Raw genomic sequence first — 20,113 nt, 5'->3', positions numbered from 1 at the left:
CACGACTCCTTCGTCTCAATCGGATCGTCGACCAGAGCCCGGTGGCCAGGCCCTGTTCACCGACAGTCCACCGTTTGTCTAGCACTCTTCGCGGGTCAACGGCGCGCGGACACACGACGAACTAGGCTGAAGGGGTCGATCCGTTGCGCACGTCCCGTGCGTGACACGTAGCGGCGGTGGACCCTCGCGCTCTGCCGCGGCGAGGCAGAAGGAGTGCTGACCGATGGCCGAGTTCGCGTACGAGGACCTGCTCCCGCTGGGCGAGGACCCCACGCCGTACCGCAAGTTGAGCGACTCCGGGGTCCGCACCGTCGAAGGACCGGGGGGCCGGGAGTTCCTCGAGGTCGATCCCGAGGCGCTGACGCTGCTCGCACGGACCGCGATGCACGACATCGCCCACTACCTGCGGCCCGCCCACCTCGGCCAGTTGAAGAAGATCCTCGACGACCCCGAGGCCAGCGACAACGACAAGTTCGTCGCGCTCGACCTGCTGAAGAACGCGAACATCGCCGCCGGCGGCGTCCTGCCGATGTGCCAGGACACCGGCACCGCGATCGTCATGGGCAAGCGTGGCCAGCACGTGCTCACGCCCGGCACCGACGAGGAGCCGCTCGCCCGCGGCGTCTACGACGCCTACACGACGCTCAACCTGCGGTACTCCCAGAACGCTCCCGTCAGCATGTTCGAGGAGAAGAACACCGGCAACAACCTGCCCGCGCAGATCGAGCTCTACGCCGACACCCTCCCGGGGCACGAGACCACGTACAAGTTCCTCTTCATGGCCAAGGGCGGTGGGTCGGCCAACAAGAGCTACCTGTTCCAGGAGACCAAGGCGATCCTCAACGAGAAGACCCTCCCGGAGTTCCTCCGCGAGAAGATCGCCTCGCTCGGCACCGCCGCGTGCCCGCCGTACCACCTCGCGGTCGTCATCGGCGGCACGAGCGCCGAGTTCGCTCTCAAGACGGCCAAGTATGCCTCGGCCAAGTACCTCGACTCGCTCCCCACCCACGGCGATGCCGCCACCGGTCACGGCTTCCGCGACGTGGAGTGGGAGGAGAAGATCCTGCAGATCACCCGCGATCTCGGCATCGGTGCCCAGTTCGGTGGCAAGTACTTCTGCCACGACGTGCGCGTCATCCGTCTCCCGCGCCACGGCGCCTCGCTGCCCGTCGCGATCGCCGTCTCGTGCTCGGCCGACCGGCAGTGCCTCGGCAAGATCACCAAGGACGGCGTCTTCATCGAGCAGCTCGAGTTCGAGCCCGGGCAGTACCTGCCCGACACGACGCACGAGGATCTCGAGGGGGCCGACGACGCCGCCGGGGAGGTCGTGACGATCGACCTGACCCGCCCGATGGAGGAGATCCGCGCCGAGCTCACCAAGCACCCGGTGAAGACGCGTCTGTCGCTCACCGGCACGCTCGTCGTGGCCCGTGACATCGCGCACGCGAAGATCCGCGAGCGCATCGCCGCGGGTGAGGGCATGCCGCAGTACATGAAGGACCACCCGGTCTACTACGCCGGGCCGGCCAAGACCCCCGAGGGCATGGCGTCGGGTTCGTTCGGACCCACCACGGCCGGGCGCATGGACTCCTACGTCGACGAGTTCCAGGCCGAGGGCGGTTCGATGGTCATGCTCGCCAAGGGCAACCGCTCCCAGCAGGTCACCGACGCCTGCGGGAAGCACGGCGGCTTCTACCTCGGATCGATCGGCGGCCCGGCCGCACGGCTCGCCCAGGACTGCATCAAGCACGTCGAGGTGCTCGAGTACCCCGAGCTCGGCATGGAGGCCGTCTGGAAGATCGAGGTCGAGGACTTCCCCGCCTTCATCGTCGTCGACGACAAGGGCGACTTCTTCGCCTCCGTCGGCCCGAAGGCCGTCGCGAGGACCATCGAGAAGCGCCCCGGGCTCGAGAAGGAGACCGCGAGCGCACCGATGCGAGACGTCGACGCCGCGCCGGGTGACGAGGACTCCGAGGGTGCGGGGGCCTCCGTATGAGCGATCCGTCCACCACCGGACCCGCTGAGCACACCGAGGCCACCAGGCCTTTGGCGCCCGCGCGTCCGCAGACTCCCGCCGAGGCGTGGCAGGCACTCAAGGCCGGCAACCGCCGGTTCGTCGAGGGCACCGTGGCCCACCCCAACCAGGATGCCGCGCGCCGCGCCGACCTCACCGAGGGCCAGCGCCCGTTCGCGACGTTCTTCGGATGCTCCGACTCCCGGGTCGCGGCCGAGGTGATCTTCGACCAGGGTCTCGGCGATCTGTTCGTCGTCCGCACGGCCGGTCACGTCGTCGGCCCCACCGAGTTGGGCTCCTTGGAGTTCGGCGCCGAGGTTCTCGACATCCCGCTCATCGTCGTCCTCGGCCACGACAACTGTGGGGCCGTCAGTGCGACGATCCAGGCCTTCGAGGGCGGCTCGATGCCCGGCGGGTTCCTGCGCGATCTCGTCGAACGCGTCATCCCGAGCGTCATCAAGGCGGGGCGCGACGGGATCCCGATGAGCAACGTGCACGACGTCATGACCGAACACGTCAAGCAGACCGTGCATCTCATCCTCGAGCGCTCCAGTGGGTGTGCCGATCGGGTGGCCGACGGGCGCCTCGCCATCGTGGGCCTCACCTACACGCTGACCGACGGCAGCGCCGAGCTCGTCGAGGTCGCCGGCGACATCGGAGAACTCCCGGCGTCGTAGCCACGTCGTCTCGTCGCTTCTCGTGACGGCCGCCCCTCATCGGGGGCGGCCCGCCTGTCTCGTGTGAGCGGCCGGTCAGCCGAGTGAGAGCCGTTCGCGCACGACGTCGGCGAGACGGTCGGCGGAGGTCTGGGCGCGCTCCTGGGTGTCGGCCTCGACCATGACCCGCACGAGCGGCTCGGTGCCGGACTTGCGCAGCAGCACCCTTCCGCTGCCGTCGAGCTCGGCCTCGACCTCCTTGACGGCGGCCTGGACGCCTTCGTCGCCGTCGACCCGCAGCTTGTCGACGCCCTTGACGTTGATGAGGACCTGCGGCAACTGGGTCATGACCTCGGCGAGCTCGGCGAGGGTGCGACCGCTCTGGGCGACGCGTGCGGCGAGCATGAGTCCGGTGAGCGTGCCGTCGCCGGTCGTGCCGTGGGCGGTGAGGATGACATGGCCCGACTGTTCGCCGCCGAGTGCGTGGCCGTTGCGCTTCATCTCCTCGAGCACGTAGCGGTCGCCGACGGCCGTCTGCACGTAGCGCAGGCCCGAACGTTCGAGGGCCTGCAGCATGCCGAGGTTGCTCATGACCGTGACGACGACGGTGTCGTTGGCGAGTTCGCCGCGCTCCTTCATGGCCAGTCCGAGGATCGTCATGATCTTGTCGCCGTCGACGACCTGGCCGCTCGCGTCGACCGCGAGGCAGCGGTCGGCGTCGCCGTCGACCGCGATGCCGAGGTCGGCGCCGAACTCGACGACGGCGGCCTGGATCTTGTCGAGGTGGGTCGAGCCGTAGCCGTCGTTGATGTTGAGGCCGTCCGGCTCGCCGCCGATCTGCGTGACGCGGGCACCGGCCCGGCGGAACGCCTCGGGCGCGACCTCGCTGGCGGCGCCGTGGGCGGTGTCGAGCACGACGTGCAGGCCTTCGAGACGGTTGGGCAGTGCGTCGACGAGGTGGCTGATGTAGCGCTCCGCGCCGTCGGTCAGTGGACGCACGCGGCCCACCGCGGCACCCGTCGGACGTTCCCATTCGGCGCCGAGACGCTGCTCGATCTCGTCCTCGAGGGCGTCGTCGAGCTTGTGTCCGCCGCGGGCGAAGAACTTGATGCCGTTGTCGGGCATCGCGTTGTGGGAGGCCGAGAGCATCGCGCCGAGGTCGACGCCGTAGTCGGCGATGAGGAACGCGATCGCCGGTGTCGGGAGCACGCCCGCGTCGTAGACGTCGACGCCGGCGGAGGCGAGCCCGGCCATCGTGGCCGCGGCGAGGAACTCCCCCGACGCGCGCGGGTCACGGCCGATGATCGCCCGGGGCCGGTGACCGGCGAACTCCCCTTCGGCGCGCAGCACGTGCGCCGCGGCCACGGCGAGGTCGACGGTCAGCTCTGCGGTGAGGTCCCGGTTGGCCAGGCCACGGACACCGTCCGTGCCGAAGAGTCGAGCCATGTCGATGGCTCCTTTCAAGACGAGGATTTCGGGATGCGGGTCGCACGGTGCGCCGGTGGGCGACCCGGTGGCGGCGACGGCGGTCCCCCGGCCCCTCGCCGCTCTCGACACACAGAGCCCCCGTACAACCGGAACGGAAGTACAGGGGCTCTGGATGGTACGCCTGTCGGATCGCTGTGGTGCGAAGAACGGGTGGATCGGCATGGGGCGAGCCGCTCGTCGATCCACCCGAGCATCAGCGCTTCGAGTACTGGGGCGCCTTGCGGGCCTTCTTGAGACCGGCCTTCTTGCGCTCCGGGACGCGGGCGTCACGGGTGAGGAAGCCGGCCTTCTTGAGCGCCGGGCGGTTGAGCTCGGCATCGACCTCGTTCAGCGAGCGGGCCACGCCGAGGCGGACCGCGCCGGCCTGACCCGAGGGGCCACCGCCGTGCACGCGCACGAGCACGTCGTACGCGCCGTCGAGCTCGAGGACCTTGAGCGGCTCGCCGACGATCTGCTGGTGCACCTTGTTGGGGAAGTACTCCTCCAGGGTGCGGCCGTTGATCTTCCACGTGCCGGAGCCGGGGACGATGCGCACGCGGGCGATGGCCTGCTTGCGGCGACCCGTGGCCGAGCCGGGGGCGGAGGCGGACGGGCGGCGGACCTGCTCGTCGGCCGGCGCCGCGCTCGACTCGGAGGTGTAGGTGGACAGGGTGGGCTCGTCGTTCTCGAGCTCCACGTCCGGAGTGTTGTCAGTCACGGTTCTCCTCGTGCCTTGTCACCCAGTGATTACTGGGCGACCTGCGAGATCTCGAAGGGCTCGGGCTTCTGGGCCTGGTGCGGGTGGGTGTCGCCTGCGTACACCTTGAGCTTGCTGAGCTGCTGACGCGCCAGCGAGTTCTTGGGCAGCATGCCGCGGATGGCCTTCTCGACGGCGCGCGTCGGGTTCTTGGCCATGAGCTCGGTGTAGGAGGTCGCCCGCAGACCACCCGGGTAACCGGAGTGGTGGTACGCCTTCTTCTGCTCGAGCTTGGCGCCGGTGAGGGCGACCTTGTCGGCGTTGATGATGATGACGAAGTCGCCCGTGTCGATGTGGGGGGCGAACGTCGGCTTGTGCTTGCCGCGCAGGAGCTGCGCAGCCTGCGACGCGAGGCGGCCGAGAACGACGTCGGTGGCGTCGATGACGTGCCACTTACGCTCGATCTCGCCCGGCTTGGGGGTGTAGGTACGCACGGTTATCAGCCTTGCTTGGTCGATGATGGAACGGTCGTGCGTACACCTCGGCACCGTCGGGGCGCCGTGGCGTGATGATGTCGGACCCGGCGGTGCGGCCCGGATCGAGGACCCGGTCACCCTGCGGAGCGGCGCGACATCGGACGCGCACAACGAAGGTCAATGTTACCGGCGGCCCCGAAACGCACCCAAATTCGCACTCCAGGACGCTGACCTGCAGCGATCCATACCTTCCCGCGATGATTCGTCCCCCATGCACACGATTTATGCAAAGATTCTGTGCATGAATCGCTCCGTTTCACACACTCGGAGACACGCATGACCGCGACGCCCTACCCCTCGGACGCGTCCGCCCTGCGTGTCCTCGCGCACCCTCTGCGCACCCGCCTCCTCGCCGAGCTCCGCACGGTGGGCCCCTCGACGGCGACGGACCTCGCCCGCGCCCTCGACACGAACTCCGGGGCGACGAGCTACCACCTGAGGCGCCTCGCCGAGGCGGGCCTCGTCCGCGACGCGGGCGGCACCGGGCGCCGCCGCGCCTGGGAGGCCTCGACGGAGGATCGAAGCTTCGACACCGGGGATACCGACGACGACGACGCCGCTCTCGACTGGCTGGCACGTGACTACATCGGGCACTTCACCGAGAAGGCGCACGCCTGGCTCACGGACTCCCCGGAGTGGCCGCTCGCCTGGCAGGAGGCGTGCGGCCTCGACGACCACCTCGTCCTCGTCACCGACGAGCAGCTCGCCTCACTGCGGGCCGACATGGCCGAGCTCTTCGCGCGCTACCGCCGCGTGGGCGCCGGCAACCCGCAGGCCAAGCGCGTGACGTTCTACACGTGCCCCCTCCCCGTGGATCCCCCTCCACGTCAGGTGGAGGTCGCGTGATCGGGCGCGCGACCTGGGGTTATTCAAACCGGCTTTTCCCTCTCATGCGGGGTCCGACGACGCGGGAGACACACCATGCCCCATGACCTTCCCCTCACCGAGCCCGGCACCCACGGCTGCGGGTGCCACGACACCGGCTGCCCACGCTGGACGCCCTGGTCATCCCCGGCGCGATCCGCCACGGCGCGATCCTCGGGGCACGCTCGCAGGTTCGCCCGGGAGCCGGCATGATCCTCGTCGCACCCCACGACCCGCTCCCGCTTCTCGCCCTGGTTTGGGAGACCTTCGGCGAGGGCGTCGAGATCGGCTACGTCGACCGGGAGGCCGACCTCGCCGCCGGTGACGGCGTGCGGGTGACGTTGACCAAGACCCAGCGCCCTCGCCTCCCTCACCGCGACACTCACGACGACTCTCACGAACATGGAGGCCCGCCTCTCCCGTCTCGAACGTCTTTTCGCCGCAGACGAGGCTCACGAGGTGGCGGAGCGGGCCGCGTCTGCGGCGGGCGGGGGGGGCTGGGAGATGTTAATAAGAGACGAACAGGGAGGCCCGCCTCTCCCGTCTCGAACGTCTTTTCGCCGCAGACGAGGCTCACGAGGTGGCGGAGCGGGCCGCGTCTGCGGCGGGCGGTGGAGTCGGTCGGGGTGGCGGGTCTCGTGCTGCGGGACTTCCGGCAGGCGCACGACGACGCGATCGCCCGTGCCGACGTGATCGACGGGTTGCCGGGCAAGCGCAGACGGTGCAGGTCGCGGCGGAGTGGCGCGACGTCGTCGCGACGGAGGGCCCGGTGCTCGCCTCGCGGGCGTCGTCGGTGATCGGGCGGCGGTTCCGCAAGCGGGTCCTGCGGCGTGACAAACGTGACGCGATCATGGGGGCGATCCCGGCGGACCTCCCCCGCACCCGCGTCGGCGACGACGAATTCGTCTGGCCCGCAGGCGTCGACCCGGCGACGTACCGCGGCGTCCGCTCCAGCGTGCGCGCCCACCGCAAGATCCACGAGATCGCCCCCGAGGAGATCGCCAACGCCCTCCGCCTCACCCTCTCCCAGGCCCGCCCCGGCTGCACCGAGACCGAACTCGTCCGCGGCGTCACCGAACTCTTCGGCTACGGACGCATGGGCCGCCTCATCAAGGAAGGCATCACCACCGTCCTCGACCGGCTCATCCGCAATGGGGAGTTCCGGCGGGAGGGGCAGCGGATCATTTGGGGAGTCACGGCGACGGGCGATGGCGCCATCGACGCCACAGGGGCGACGCAGCGCGCCGGCTCTCGCCCCCGAAGCGCCGCAGCGGTCCGGGCGTCACGACCCAACTGGAGGCTGTTCGGGCAGTGAGTCCTGACCGGCGCCCGTCGGTCGGCGGTGACTCGACTGCCCCGTCGTCCCCCTGCCGGAGGCGGCGCGCCGATGCGGGTGCGGATCACCACGGCAGCCGCATCCCGGTACCGGTGAAGGGTGCCCAGGGGCGGATGGCCTTCTCGGTGGCAGGCATGGTGGTGCGGCGCGTCTTCACGGGCACCCAGGTGTTCTTCGACCACCTGTAGGTCGTGAGGACGGCGCGGAACTCCCGCCGGGGGTGGTCGCGGACATCGGAGCCGACGAGTCGTTCGACGTGCCGGACCCCACGGACGGTGAAGAAGCGGTATCCCCCGGGCTGCTCCCCGTCCATCGCGCGCCAGACAGCGGTGCGGTGGCCGCGTTGCGACTCCGGCGGTGAGAGGGAGACGAGGCGGCCCGACCGCCACGTGAAGACCCGGAACCGCTCGACCTCGTCGTCGGTGATGTCGATGGCGATGTCGGCCCCGGGTTTGCCGTCCACGATTCCGACGCCGACCCAGGGGGTGTCGAACTCGGGGTACACCTCGAGGCCGAGCCGCACCGAGGAGGTCCGGCCTGCCGATCCCTTGACCGTGAGGGTGGTGTGGGCTCGAGTGCCGTCCTCGGACCAGCTCGTCGTCTGGATCACGCTGTCCCGACGACCGTCGCCGTCGACGTCGGCGCGAGCGACGAGGCGTTCCTCCGTCGGACTCTCCTCCGCTCGGGCGACCGGGGTCGTCGTGACGCCGGCTGCTGCCATCACTGCCACGGTCGTCATCGCGACGGCCAGGCCTATACCGGTACGGGTGCGCATCCGGATCCCTCTTCCCTCACATGGCGGGGCCGGGCCCGTGCGGCCACACCCCTTGATGTGAATCATCGACCGCCCCGCGCACGCGGTGACCGTTCCGAGGGCGTCGAAAGACGCTCAGGCGTTGTCGCTGCCGGCCGGATCCTGTCGCGTGATGACGTCCTGCGGCGTGTCACCGGCGCGTTCGTCGGTTCCGAGGACGACCATGCCCGGCGCACCGCTCTGTCCAGGGGTGCTGCGGTTCTTCTTGAACCGGTCCATCGGGTCCTCGCCGAGAGCTTCGCGCGCAGCGAGGGCCGCATCCACCGCTGCCGTGTCCGCCTTCGCCTGCTTCAGCGCCGTCTCCGCAGCGGCGATCGCCTCCGCCTGCTGGGCGTGCGCCGTCGGCGAGTTCGGCGCTGCGACGTTGATCGACTGCATGAGCGCTCGAGCCTTCTCCCCCTGAGTGGGGTCGAGCTTGACGACCTCCTGCCACCCCTCGGCCAGCACCATGAGGTAGAGCTCGCGGTTGTCGATCTGGCGGTGCGTGTTCTTCTTGGCCAACCCGCCGACGAGCGCGCCGCCGACTCCGGCGACGGCACCTCCTGCCACGATGCGCGTCAGGGTGCTCCTGTTCGTCACGTAGGCGGTGATGTCGCCGGTCTGATCGAGGGCGGCGGTGACGTCGGGGGTGAGGGAGCGGGAGTTGCCGTTGAGGCACACCTCGACCGGCGTGACGTAGTTCCCCCGACCGGCCGCAGCCAACTTCGCGGGATTCTGCGCGTCCTTGAGAACCCTCTGTGCGGCTCGCACCGCCTGCTCGTGCTGCTTCCGCGCCGCCTTGACCGCCTTGTCCGCGGCTCGGCACTCCTCGTGCCGCTGCAGTTCGGCGGGGCTCAGCTGTGCACGGCGCTTACTTCGACGCATGGCGAAGACGACGAACACAGCGACGGCGGCCACGATCACCACGACTGCGACCACCACTGGCACGACTGAGTCATCCACGCTGAATCTCCAACTCCACGAACGTCTTCCGAACCTCTCGCCGTGAACTCTACGAAGGTCACCGGCCAGATCCGGGCAGGCGGGCCGTGCGCCACCGTGAGTGGACGACCCGTCCTCCTGCGTTTACCGGTGACGACGCCGATCAGGCCTCTGCGAGGTTTCCCTTGGCGCGCCACAGGGCGTGCTCGTACTGGGTGAGGGTGGCTCCTCGGGAGTCGGCGCGGTGAGCGTCGATCACGAGACGTCGCGCTTCCTCCGCCGTGACGGACGGCAGGTCCGCGGAGGCGAGCGCGGCGTTGACGAAGCGGACGATCATCGTGTCCGCCTTGACGCCGAAGACGCCGAGGAGCATCTGGAAGTACTCGCACGTGACCCATCCCAAACCGTGGACGCCCGTGTAGGCGCGCTTGACGTCGGCGGGATCAGCGGCGAGGAGATCGGTGGCCGTGCAGACCGGCGGATCGAGAGCGAGGAGCGCCTCGGCAGCCTCCATGATGCATTCGCTCTTCCGCCGGCTCGCGGTCTTGCCGCGGCCCATGGTCTCGGCGAGGCGGTCGCTCCCCAGCTCGACGAGGGCACGGAGATCGTTCGTGACCTCGGGGTGGAGTCGCCTCAGTTCGACGACGCGGCCGTAGACCCCACTCCCGGGCTCGGTGGAGTGGTACCTGGCGCGGATGGAGTAGACGGCATCGACGAGTGCGGTGCCGACCTCGTCTGGCCAGCCGCCGCCGTAGGCCGCGAACTCCGCCTCGTCGAGAGCGGACGCGGCACGCACCACCGCGTCGACGGCAGAATCATGGGTTGAGGTCATACCGCTCCCATCGGTCGGAGTTCGCCGACCGACAGGGAAAAAACGCCACCGATAAGGGCCACGTCGTCGCGAGATGCGCGACCGGACCCGCAGCATGCCGAGCTCCGGGACATCGTGGTCGACGCGCGACGTCAAGGGCAGCAGGCCGTGCTTGTCATCGACGCAATCCGAGCTGCGAAGGGGTGGTCAGAGCCCCTCGTAGAAGTCCTCGTCCATGCGGAGGAGTTCGACGGTCTGTTCGACCTGGACCCCGACGCGGTAGCGGACGAGCAGTTCGGCGAGGCGTTGTCCGTCGATGAGTTCGATGCGGGCGTTGATGCGGTCGGCCTCGGCGAGGGCACCGACCGAGAATGAACTCGTCGTGATGTAGACGCCCCGATCGCCCTGCTTGCCGAGCAACGCACCGGCGAACTCGTGGATGCGCGGACGGTGGATGACGTTGTCCTGCGCGTACCGCTTGGCCTGCACGTAGATCCGATCCAGCCCCAACGGGTCCTGACTGATGATCCCGTCCACGCCGGCGTCGCCCGAGGCGCTCGTGCGCTCGACCGATCCCGCATGGCCGTACCCCATCCGTTCCAACAGGGTGATGACGAGGTTCTCGAACTCGTAGGGGGTGAGGCTCATGGCCCGCGCCAACGCCTCGCGTTCGACGGCGGCGCGGTTCTGTGCCACGGCGCGGGTCAGGGCGTCGTCGGAGGGTGTCGTCGACGTCGGGGCCTGCCGCGGAGGCCTGCGGCGCCACGCTGCGGGTCCGCTGTTGAAAATCGACGAACTCCGAGAACCCTTCGAGATCCTTCGTGCGGAGGGCCGTGCCGGCGGGCAGGTCGGCGAGGACCTGCCTCCCCCGTTCGGTGACCTCCACGACTCCCCGCGTCGGGCGGTGGACAAGACCGGCCTGGGCCAGGTAGGTGAGCGCCCATCCCACGCGGTTGTCCATGACGCGTTGCCGCCCGCTCGGCAACGTGGCGGCACGCTCGTCGTCGTCGAGCCGAACTCGTCGGCGAGCGCGTCCTTGACATCACGCGACCGCATGGGCCCGGCCCCGGCGAGCAGCGCGAGCGCCGGACGCATGCAGGACTGGTAGTCGGGGATCATGCGGCGTCTCCGTTCCGCGAGTGTCCGGCCAGCAGGGGCGACCGCTTCCCCGCCCACGTCACCGCGAGGACGTCGCGGGCGCGGGTGGACGCGACGTAGAGGAGGGCGCGCTCGCGGAGGAGGGCATCTGCGAGGTCGGCATCGCTGCTCTCGTAGTCCTTCAGGGCCCGCGGGATGGCACCGTCGGCGACACCGAACAGGAGGACGTGCGTGAACTCGAGCCCCTTCGCGCGGTGCATCGTCATCGCGAGCGGCTTGCCGGGACGAGGCGCGTCCCGGTCGACGGACCGCACGTCGAGGTTTCGCTCCGCGAGGGCAGCGACGAGGTTCTGCCGCTTGTAGCGGTCGCGGACGAGGATCGCGATGTCCTCCGGAGCCGCCGCCCTGCCGGCGGCCAGGTTGGTCGCGGCGTCGGCGCCCGGATCCGGGAGCCAGGACGTGACGATCTCCGCGGCGCGGTCGAGTTCGTCGGCGAACGACTGCGCGGGAACGAGCAAGGGACGCGGCCCGGTGCGGGCCGAGTGATAGGTGTGCTCCTCCTGCTCGCCCTCGAGGTCGCTCCATTCCGCGCCCGACAGGATCCCCATGGCCCAGCCCAGATTCTGCTGTGTGGTGCGGTAGTTCAACGTCAGACGTCGCGCGCGGCCACGCACGTCGATGCCGCAGTGGGACAGGACGACCTTCTGTCCGTAGATGCGCTGGTGGGAGTCCTCGCAGATGAACAGGTCGTTCGGGCCGGGCGCGACGAGGGCACGCAGCAGCCGCAGGTGCGAGGCGGTCAGGTCCTGCGCCTCGTCGACGACGACATGGTCGAACGGGCGATCTCCGCGCAGGTCCAGCCAGGCTGCGGCGATGGCGGCCTTCTCGACGAAGTCGGTCGTGCCTGCGGCGCGGGCCTTGGTGCGGTACGCCTCGATGACCTTCCACACAGCCACCCGCTTGGCGCGGTCGAGGGCGACGCCCCGCCCGGCGCGGCGCACCCGGATGTACGCGGTGACGCCGGTGACCCGGTTCGGCAGGACCACCTGCGTGTATTCGGCCTCCAGGAACGCCTGGGTGGCGAGGGCAGGGGGCAGGTCCGCGCCCGCATCCTCGATCGCCTCCTGCCAGAGGGTCGAAGGGGTGGAGGAGAGCACGTCCGTGCGGGAGTCGCCGAGAACCTGCGCGACGGCGTCGGCGATGTCGTCCCCCGCGCGCTGCACGACGGCCCAGGCCACCTGGTCGATGCCCTTGACGTAGACGCCGGGCTGTCCGAGACGGGTCTGCAGGGCGATCGAGTCGTCGAGGCTGCGGACGCCCCGCGCGAGGTCGTCGGCGAGGTTGCGCGTGAACGTCGTGAGGAGGATCCGCGCCTCGGGGTGTCGCTGCGCGAGATGGCGGGCCCGGTGGATCGCGACGACGGTCTTGCCGGTGCCGGCTCCGCCGGAGAGACGGAACGACCCCTTGCGGTCACCTTCCGCGTAGGTGCGCTGCTCGGGGTGGAGGAAGAGCCGCCACGCGCCGAGGTCGCCCTCTTCGATGATGCGGCGGAGCTCGTCGTCGTCGTCGATGAGGTGGAACGACGCCTTCGCGGCGGGGTGGTTCTCGATGCTCGCGAGGAGGCGGGTGTCCTCGTCGGCGTCCTCGGGCGCGGGCAGGGCCGGCGCCTGGTCGAGATGGAACATCTGCTTGACCTGCGCGATGGAGCTGCCCGTCGCGAGTTCGAGGAGCGCATCGGCCTGCCACTCGACGCGGGCGCGGGCGATGACGTCCTCGACGAGTTCGTCCTCGGTCGCCGCAGCGAGCGCCGCCCGGGCGAGGTCGGCGTCCAGTCCCAGGTCCTGGTGGAGGGCTTCGGCGGTGAGTCCCCCGACCCAACGGGGCGGTTGTGCCACGACGGGGGCCGGGGTACCGAGTGCCGTCGTCGCGGTGGGCGATTCGACGGGAGTGGACGCCGGGGAGGGCGTCGCCGGAACGGGTGCGCCGGTGGCGCTCGTCCCGGCCACGGGCGTCCGCGCCTCGGTCCGGATGTCGTCGAGGACCCGTTCGACCTCGGGGACCCCGTTGATGGGGTTCATCGACAGCTTGACGCGTTCGGCGATGCTGTTGGCCTTGTCGTGCGGCCAGACCCCGTGGATGACGTAGAACGGCTCGTCGGTGCTCGTGAGCTTGAAGAGGACGCACCGGAAGTTGTCGTCGACCCGCCCGGTACGGACGCGGGAGTCGTCGCTGCCGACGATGGGCTCGATGTGAAGGCCGGGGAGCTGGTCACTCTCCTGCAGCTTCTCGAAGAACGCGTACGCCTTCTTCTTCATCGAGGGGTCGAGGCCGTCCTTGACCTTGCTCCAGATCAGCGTGGGCATGGATCACTCCTCCGTCGTGCGTTGCAGCGACGCCATCACGGCCTGCGCGAGCGAGGTGGTGTCGTCCTTCGTCGGGTGTACCGCCCATCCTGCGGTGCGGAGTTCGTCCATCTCGGCCGAGTCCATGTCGTCGAGGACGACGGCGACCTTGAGCGTGGGCCAGGACAGTTCGACGACCGATCCCGTCTCGACCTCTGCGCCGCTCTCGGCCGGGGGCGCACCGGCCTCGGCCAGCAGAGACGCAAGCTGCGCGACGACGGGTTCGGTGTACGCCGGGTCGAGGTCGACCTCGGCCCACCCTCCGGGGAGATCCGCACCGAGGTCGACGGCGACGCCCGGCGTCGTGATGACGTCGACCGTGGAATCACCCGCAGCGCCCAGCGCCTGCAGCGTCGTGATCGTCGCAGGCACGGTCGAGAACGCGAGCACGTTCGAGAGGCGCAGCCACTCCCGCCACGCGTCGGCGTGGTCGGGGTCCGCCACGGCGTCGTCCCGGTCGTCGAGGACGAGGGCGATCTCCTGCGTCGCCGCCCCCACCATTCGCGCGGCCAGCACGAGGTACGGACGGCGGTGGATGAGGAGGACCTGCTCGCCTACGGTCGGGAGCCCCTCGCCGCGAAGGTCGGCGGCGACGACGCCGACGAGGCTCGCGTCCGCTGCGATCACGGCGTCGGGCACCGTGCCGGGGGTGACGCCGAGCAGCAGGGTGAGCGCATCGGCGAGGCTGCGCCGGGGGTTGCTCTCCGGCTCGCGCACGACCCCTTCCAGGAGACTCAGTGGGCCGCCCATCTGCTCGTCCACGGCGGAGGACGAGACGCCCGCGCCGGGCGTCCCCGCCGGGAACTGCATGAGCATCCGGATGACCCCGGCGTTCAACCAGTCGGGGGCAGCGGGCGATTCGAGGTCCTGGTGCGTCACCGCGACAACCCGGTAACCGTCGACTCGGAGCCGCTCCCGTTTCACCGCGTCATCTGCCAGACGGTTGACGGCTGGGCTCGCATGGAAGGCGTGGCCGTCGACGAAGATCGCGAGAGACGGCAGCCCCGAGGAGGACAGGACGAAGTCAGGACAGACACCGCCGAGTTTGACCTGCGGGGTGAGATGCCAGGTGCGGTTCCCGATGCCCGTGATCGTGAGGCGCGGGCCGTCCGCGGTGGGCGTCGTTTTGATCGTTCCGTGAGCCTCCAGGCGCTGTTTGAGCAACGTCCGGAACAGCGACTCGGTGACCGGCTCCGGGTGCGTCGGCGATGCATCGGGCACGACTCGCCATGTGCAGAGCCCTGGGTCGAGGTCTCCCACCGAGCGGTCGGGGCCGGCATCGAGGAGCGCCTTGAGTGCGCGGAGGGCGTCGACGCGGTAGACGTCGCGGCCGTAGGGGGCGAGGCAGCGGTGGCAGCTGCCGCGGCCCTCCTCGGCGCACGGGCAGGTGTCGAGCACCTGCGCGGCGCGGACGAGGATGGGCCAGAGACGCTGCGGGGTGGCGAGTTCGGTGAGGTAGCCGGTGCCGCCGGGCACGGCGTCGTGGAGGAAGAGGGCCTCGTGGGTCTCTCCGTGGGTGTCGTCGACGGGGTGGGGCACGACCTCGACGCGCAGGTGGGTGGGTGCGCCGCCCATGACCTCGCGCAGGCCCAGGTGCAGCGCCGCGGCCAGGCTGGGGACGCTGTGCATGTCGCCGGTGACGGCGGGCGGCAGGCTGATCGCGACACCTTGGGTGACGAGTTCGCGGGAGAGCGCGAGGGATCGCGTGTGCTCCCCCTCGACGGTGCGGTACCGGCACCATGCGCGGTGTTCCCCCGCTTCGTTGCGGCCGGAGCCGCCGTCGAGCTTGCCGCACGCCTCGCACAGCCGGAACTGCTGGGCGGTGACCCCGCGACCGGAGAAGAGCATCGTCTCGGGGCTGGGCACGTCGCGTCCGACGTTGAACCACCGCACGGTCATGCGGCGGTAGTGCGCGACGCCGAGGCCGACGCCGTCGACGGCCCACTGGTCGACGCGGCGGGCGGGGTCGAAGTCGGGGGCGACGACGACCTCGAACCGGGTGCGGCGGCGTTCGTCGGTGTCGTCGCCGATCGTCGCGTCGTCGCGGCGGATGTCGGAGAACACCCGCTCCAGGCGGGCCGCTTCGAACCGCTGGCCGGTCTCGGCGATGCCCGCGCTGCCGCAGCGTGGGCACGTACGCGGCGAGGCCTCCGTGGGAGACGCGAGACGGGCGACGTAGCCGCACGTGTCGCAGGCGACGTGGGTCGCAACCTCGGCCAGGTCCTGCCCGAGTTCGACCCCGTCGACACGCATCTCGAGGCGCCGTGCGTAGAAGAACGCGCCGGGAGCGAGTTCGGTAAGGGCCCGGGAGGATCCGCGGTCGACGACGAGGGGTTCGACGTCGTACTGCTGGGTGTCGGGGTCGATCCACGAGACCTGCGCGTCGAGCCGCACGGTGTCGTCGAGCAGGGAGTAGTTGGGCAGCAGACCGCGCAGTTCGAGACCGGAGATCCACGTCTCGTCGGTGAGGTCGTGGAGGACCTTCTTCAGCAGCCGTGAACCGGCGATCGCCGACCGCAGAGCGCGTCGGTCCTCCTCGGTCGCGGCGGGCAGGTCGGCCTGCTCGCGCAGCGCGGGGATGGCGGCCTCGACCTCGGCGCGGCGGCGCTGGAGGTCCTCGACCTCACGGGTGTGGTCGGCGACGGCGCGGCAGATCGTCGCCTCGGCACTCGGCGGGATGCCGTCCTGATCGGGCTCGCCCGTTCCCAGCACCCACGCCTCGAGCGCCACCAGGCCGGGGGTTCCCCGCTCCGCGAACGTCGCGACGAACGCGTCCAACAGACGCCGACCATCGTCGCGGATGCGCGCGATGACGTCACCGAGCATCGTTCCGGGGTCGGCGGACCCGAGGGCCTCGCCGGCGGTGCGCGGGATGTGGATCCGCCCCTCGCGCACCATGCGGTCGACGACGGAGGCGAGGAACTGGCGGCGCAGGATCTCCTCGGCGTCGAGGTAGGTGGCGGGCGGGCGCACGGCGCCGTTGATCATCGACGTCGGATCGCCGAGGCGGGGCAGGTTCTCGCCGCGGCCGGTGACGTAGGCGAGGGAGAGCGCGGAGCCGGTGAGGCGACCGCCGCGGCCGACGCGCTGCTGGTACTTGGCGACGGAGTCGGGCAACGAGGAGAGCATCACGGTGGAGAGGTCACCGATGTCGATTCCCATCTCGAGCGTGGGCGTGGCGACGAGGACGTTGGGGTCGCCGGGCTGCTGCTCCGGGCGTTTGAACCCGCCCTCGATCTCGCGCCGCTCCGCCGGTTCGAGCAGGCTCGTGTGTTCGCGGGCGTCGACGCGACGCATGTCGGAGGATGCGAAGAGGGTCCGGTAGAACGACTCGACCTCGCGAGGGGTGTCGCGCAGCCGCCCCCGGCAGTCGAGCGTGGTGCAGGGTCCGTCCTGCAGTTCGCGGCCGATGGTCGGCGAGACGGGCAGGGGCGAACGACAGGTGTCGCAGACGAGCAGCGTCGTCTCCTGCAGCAGGTCGGCGGCACTCAGGGGTCGGATCATCACGCGCTCGGGCGGGATGCCGTAGGCTACTCCCCCGCGGGCGGTGGGCGTGGCCGAGAGCACGCCCTCGTCGGCGAACCGCGTGAAGAGCTGCTTGCTCAGCGCCGCACCGTGGTGGGGGGTGACGCCGAGACATTTGGCGGCCCAGCGCGCGTACCAGGATCGTGGCTTGGCGAGCGGGACGAACGTCGTCTTCGAGGTGTCGAGCTCGGCGCCGGCCACGGGGAACGCCGGAGCGCTGCGCCCACGGGGGAACGCCGGGGCGCCCTGTTCGCGGCGTCGGCCGCCCCAGATCCAGTGGCGGTTGCCGTCGTCCTTGACGTACTTGATGAGCCATTCGTGGTCGATGGCGCCGTCGCGGCGCATGTGTTCGAGCACTCCCCGGACCCACGTGCGCACGGCCTGGTCGGTGGAGTCGAGGGCGCCGTCGAGCGTCGTCTCGGAGGTGCCCCCGAGTGCGGATCGGCCGTGGGCGAGGAGGGCGTCGGCGCGTCCGGCGTAGACGTGCACGGCGATGGAGCCGGTGGCCTCCAGGGTGCGGCCGACCCCGGTCTGCAGGCCCACCTCCAGGGCGGCGTCGAACGCGAGGCGTCGGCGGACGGCCTTGCGGGATTTCGCCGGCACCCGTGTGTAGGGCTGCTGGGTCCAGTAGGGCTCGAAGTCGGAGTGGCCGACGAGGGCGGCGGGGACGAGGCGGTACCGGGCGAAGGGGTCGTCCTCGGCGGCACGCATGGCGGCGTCGACCCACTCGGGGAGTGTCATGGCCGCGGTGAGGGGCCGGCGCAGGGCGGTGCGCAGCGACATCGCGTGGGAGCGGTGGTCGACGAATCCAGCGCGGTGGGCGGCGTCCTGCACGGAGTCGGTGAAGACGAGCGATCGCTTCTCCCCCGCGTCGAGGGCGGGGTCGCCGAACAGGGTGGAGAGCGTCACCGAGAGCATCGTCGCGATGGCGCTGCCGAGGAACCGGATCTGGTCGGTGCGGCCGCACGAGGGGCATTCGTCGGCGCGGGAGCGCTTCTCGACGTCCTGGGCCTCGCCGTCGAGCATGACGACGGGGAGGATGTGGCCCTCGAGCAGGTCCTCGTCGTCCTGGGCGGGGGTGTGGGCGAGGATCGTGCGTTGACGGGCGTCGAGCCAGCGCAGCGCGGGTGCGGCCTGCTCGGGGTGGGCCTCCCCCGCGGCTGCGGCGGCGGTGACGGCGGCGGCCTCCCCGGGGGCGTGCAGGAGGGCGCGGAACCGGGCGGTGCCGTTCATGTGGTCGCCGCGGATGTGGGTGTCGCGGTCGGCCAGGTCGCGGCCGGTGGCCTTGAGCGTGACGCCCCAGCCGGATCGGCCGCACGCACGACAGAAGACCCCGGGCAGCGCGGGGGTGGTGTCGGTGGCGACGTCGCCGCCGTCGTCGGTCCACCGGAATCCCGGCTCGGCGGCGAGGAGCCGGTCGACGCGCGTGAGTTCGCGGAGCCACAGGGTGACGTCGACAGACACGGCGTTGCGGTTGCCGAGGCGGATGATGCTGAGGCCGGCGAGGATCGCCGCGAGCGCCTCGCGGGCGGTGGCCATGTCGTCGACGGCCGCCGGGGCGAAGAGGGCACGGACGAGGTCGTCGACGTGGGTGGCGTTCTCGGCGAGCTCGACGAGGCGCCGCACACCGGAGTGGGCCTGCAGCAGGGTCGCGTCGTCGATGCCGGCCGGCAGGTTGCCGTCCTTGTCCCCCTTGTAGAGAAGGCGGACCACTTCACCGAGCAACCGGTCGGCGTCGTCCGCGTGGTCGTGCCCGACGGCGGCCAGCTCGGCGAGGTCGGCGGCGAGGATGGTCTCGAACTTGCGCTCGAGGCGGGGGTCGACACGTTCGCGGAGTGGGGCGGTGAAGGTCTCGAGGTCGACGCGGTGCTCGGTGATGGCCGCGTCGCGGGTGAGTGGTTCGCCGAACACCTGGGCGGCGAAGTCGAGCATGGCGGTGGGGTCGTCGGAGTCGCCGAGGGTGGCGGAGGTGGCGACGGGGGTGAGCGTGCCGAGGGGGCGTTCGTCGTAGCGGGCACGAGCGGGGTGGTCCGCGGGCACGTGGCTGCGCAGGGCGAGCCCGAGGCGGCGCAGGAGGATGGCGACGTCGGTGCCCTGGGCGCCGTCGTAGGTGTGGAACTCGTCGAGGACGAGGTAGGTGAGCGACTTCCAACTCTTGGCCCAGAGGGTCTGGTCCTCGGGGCGGAGGAGCAGCTGGTCGAGCATCTTGTAGTTGGTGAGGAGGATGTCCGGCGGGTCGTCGCGGAGGACGCTGCGGTGGGTGATGAGCCCGTCAGCAGAGACCTTGGTGCCGCCTTGCCCGGGCTGTCCGGCGCGGGCGTCGCCGGTGTAGAGACCGGCGGTGATCCCGGCGAGTGCGGGGTCCTGGGTGAGCAGCCTCGCGAGGCGTTGGGCCTGGTCGTCGGCGAGGGCGTTCATCGGGTAGAGGATGAGAGCCTTAATGCCGGTCTCGCCGCGGAGTCGGGCGCGGCGGCAATCGTCGAGGATGGGGTGGAGGAACGCCTCGGTCTTGCCCGATCCGGTGCCGGTGGTGACGATCGTCGGCAGCGGGCGGGGCTTGTCGGGGCCGAGGTCCTTGCTGGTCAGGCGCGCGTAGGCCTCGGCCTGGTGGCGGTACGGCGGGAACGGCGGCGTCCAGTCGAGGTGGTCACGCCACGACGCGTCGGCCGGGCGGAACGGGAGCCGCAACCGCACGTACGGGCCCTTGAAGATGCCGTCGTCGGGGTGTTCGAGGAACTCGGCCAGCGCACGCCGGGGCTCGGCGTCGGCGAGCGCGAACGTCGTCGACAGGTAGTCGACCAACGACCGACGCACCCGCTCGGCCTGCAGGCTCGGCAACAGCTGCGTCATCGCGCTCCCCCTGGGCGGTCGGCATCGACCGGTTCGACTCTCGGCGTGTCGGATTCACTGTAGTTCGAGGGCAGCGAGCAGGGCGTTGGCGAGCGCTACCGGTCCACCGCGATGGGCACACG

At 70.6% G+C, this 20,113-nt stretch carries 14 protein-coding genes and 1 pseudogene; 5 read left to right on the top strand and 10 right to left on the bottom strand.

Features of this window, described 5'->3' with window-relative positions:
* Window positions 1–223: 223 nt before the first annotated feature.
* Window positions 224–1,996: a fumarate hydratase gene (locus BN1197_RS12905; RefSeq protein ID WP_040160255.1), complete on the top strand. Its 1,773-nt coding sequence runs from the start codon at window positions 224–226 to the stop codon at window positions 1,994–1,996.
* Entirely contained in the window at window positions 1,993–2,691 is a 699-nt protein-coding gene (locus tag BN1197_RS12900) for a carbonic anhydrase (RefSeq protein ID WP_082043873.1), read from the top strand. Before BN1197_RS12905 ends, BN1197_RS12900 begins: the two co-directional genes overlap by 4 nt.
* A gap of 75 nt (window positions 2,692–2,766) precedes the next feature.
* On the opposite strand, the gene glmM is transcribed toward BN1197_RS12900, so the two are convergent.
* The 3 genes from glmM to rplM all read right to left on the bottom strand — a co-directional run bounded on the left by glmM (window position 2,767) and on the right by rplM (window position 5,328).
* Complete coding sequence (gene glmM / locus BN1197_RS12895; protein WP_040160254.1) at window positions 2,767–4,116, bottom strand: phosphoglucosamine mutase; 1,350 nt, start codon at window positions 4,114–4,116, stop codon at window positions 2,767–2,769.
* Between the two features lie 235 nt (window positions 4,117–4,351).
* Entirely contained in the window at window positions 4,352–4,855 is a 504-nt protein-coding gene (gene rpsI, locus BN1197_RS12890; RefSeq protein ID WP_040160253.1) for a 30S ribosomal protein S9, read from the bottom strand.
* A 29-nt stretch (window positions 4,856–4,884) separates the two neighbouring features.
* A complete protein-coding gene (gene rplM / locus BN1197_RS12885; RefSeq protein ID WP_040160252.1) occupies window positions 4,885–5,328 on the bottom strand; it encodes a 50S ribosomal protein L13 in 444 nt (147 codons plus the stop codon).
* 318 nt (window positions 5,329–5,646) lie between these two features.
* On the opposite strand from rplM, the gene BN1197_RS12880 reads away from it, so the two are divergent.
* The 3 genes from BN1197_RS12880 to BN1197_RS12870 all read left to right on the top strand — a co-directional run bounded on the left by BN1197_RS12880 (window position 5,647) and on the right by BN1197_RS12870 (window position 7,549).
* Window positions 5,647–6,216 carry an ArsR/SmtB family transcription factor gene (locus BN1197_RS12880; RefSeq protein ID WP_040160251.1) on the top strand — a complete coding sequence of 190 codons (570 nt, stop codon included), beginning with the start codon at window positions 5,647–5,649 and terminating at the stop codon, window positions 6,214–6,216.
* A 122-nt stretch (window positions 6,217–6,338) separates the two neighbouring features.
* On the top strand, window positions 6,339–7,031 hold the full coding sequence (locus tag BN1197_RS17860) for a DUF2249 domain-containing protein (protein WP_245851923.1): 693 nt from the start codon (window positions 6,339–6,341) through the stop codon (window positions 7,029–7,031).
* On the top strand, window positions 6,956–7,549 hold the full coding sequence (locus tag BN1197_RS12870; protein WP_040160249.1) for a hypothetical protein: 594 nt from the start codon (window positions 6,956–6,958) through the stop codon (window positions 7,547–7,549). Before BN1197_RS17860 ends, BN1197_RS12870 begins: the two co-directional genes overlap by 76 nt.
* Before the next feature lie 85 nt (window positions 7,550–7,634).
* Here the strand turns inward: BN1197_RS12870 and BN1197_RS12865 are convergent, their stop codons facing one another.
* The 7 genes and pseudogenes from BN1197_RS12865 to BN1197_RS12840 form a co-directional block, all read right to left on the bottom strand.
* On the bottom strand, window positions 7,635–8,345 hold the full coding sequence (locus BN1197_RS12865; protein WP_141397288.1) for a hypothetical protein: 711 nt from the start codon (window positions 8,343–8,345) through the stop codon (window positions 7,635–7,637).
* Between the two features lie 114 nt (window positions 8,346–8,459).
* Window positions 8,460–9,281, bottom strand: coding sequence for a hypothetical protein (locus BN1197_RS12860; protein ID WP_141397287.1), 822 nt, complete (start codon window positions 9,279–9,281; stop codon window positions 8,460–8,462).
* A 187-nt stretch (window positions 9,282–9,468) separates the two neighbouring features.
* Entirely contained in the window at window positions 9,469–10,137 is a 669-nt protein-coding gene (locus BN1197_RS12855) for a hypothetical protein (protein WP_141397286.1), read from the bottom strand.
* Window positions 10,138–10,323: 186 nt separating this feature from the next.
* Window positions 10,324–10,812, bottom strand: a complete 489-nt coding sequence (locus tag BN1197_RS17565; RefSeq protein WP_217991199.1) for a restriction endonuclease — start codon at window positions 10,810–10,812, stop codon at window positions 10,324–10,326.
* Window positions 10,813–11,026: 214 nt separating this feature from the next.
* Window positions 11,027–11,101 (bottom strand): annotated as a pseudogene (locus tag BN1197_RS18130) (winged helix-turn-helix domain-containing protein); the annotation flags it as partial.
* Between the two features lie 130 nt (window positions 11,102–11,231).
* Entirely contained in the window at window positions 11,232–13,577 is a 2,346-nt protein-coding gene (locus tag BN1197_RS12845; RefSeq protein WP_040160243.1) for a 3'-5' exonuclease, read from the bottom strand.
* Window positions 13,578–13,580: 3 nt separating this feature from the next.
* Window positions 13,581–19,991, bottom strand: coding sequence for a DEAD/DEAH box helicase (locus BN1197_RS12840; RefSeq protein ID WP_040160242.1), 6,411 nt, complete (start codon window positions 19,989–19,991; stop codon window positions 13,581–13,583).
* Window positions 19,992–20,113: the final 122 nt, after the last annotated feature.

The sequence above is a fragment of the Mobilicoccus massiliensis genome, assembly GCF_000826525.2.
GTDB classification, from domain to species: Bacteria; Actinomycetota; Actinomycetes; order Actinomycetales; family Dermatophilaceae; genus Mobilicoccus; species Mobilicoccus massiliensis.
Note: the sequence above shows the minus strand (reverse complement) of the source record. Positions and strands in the feature narration are given on the sequence as shown.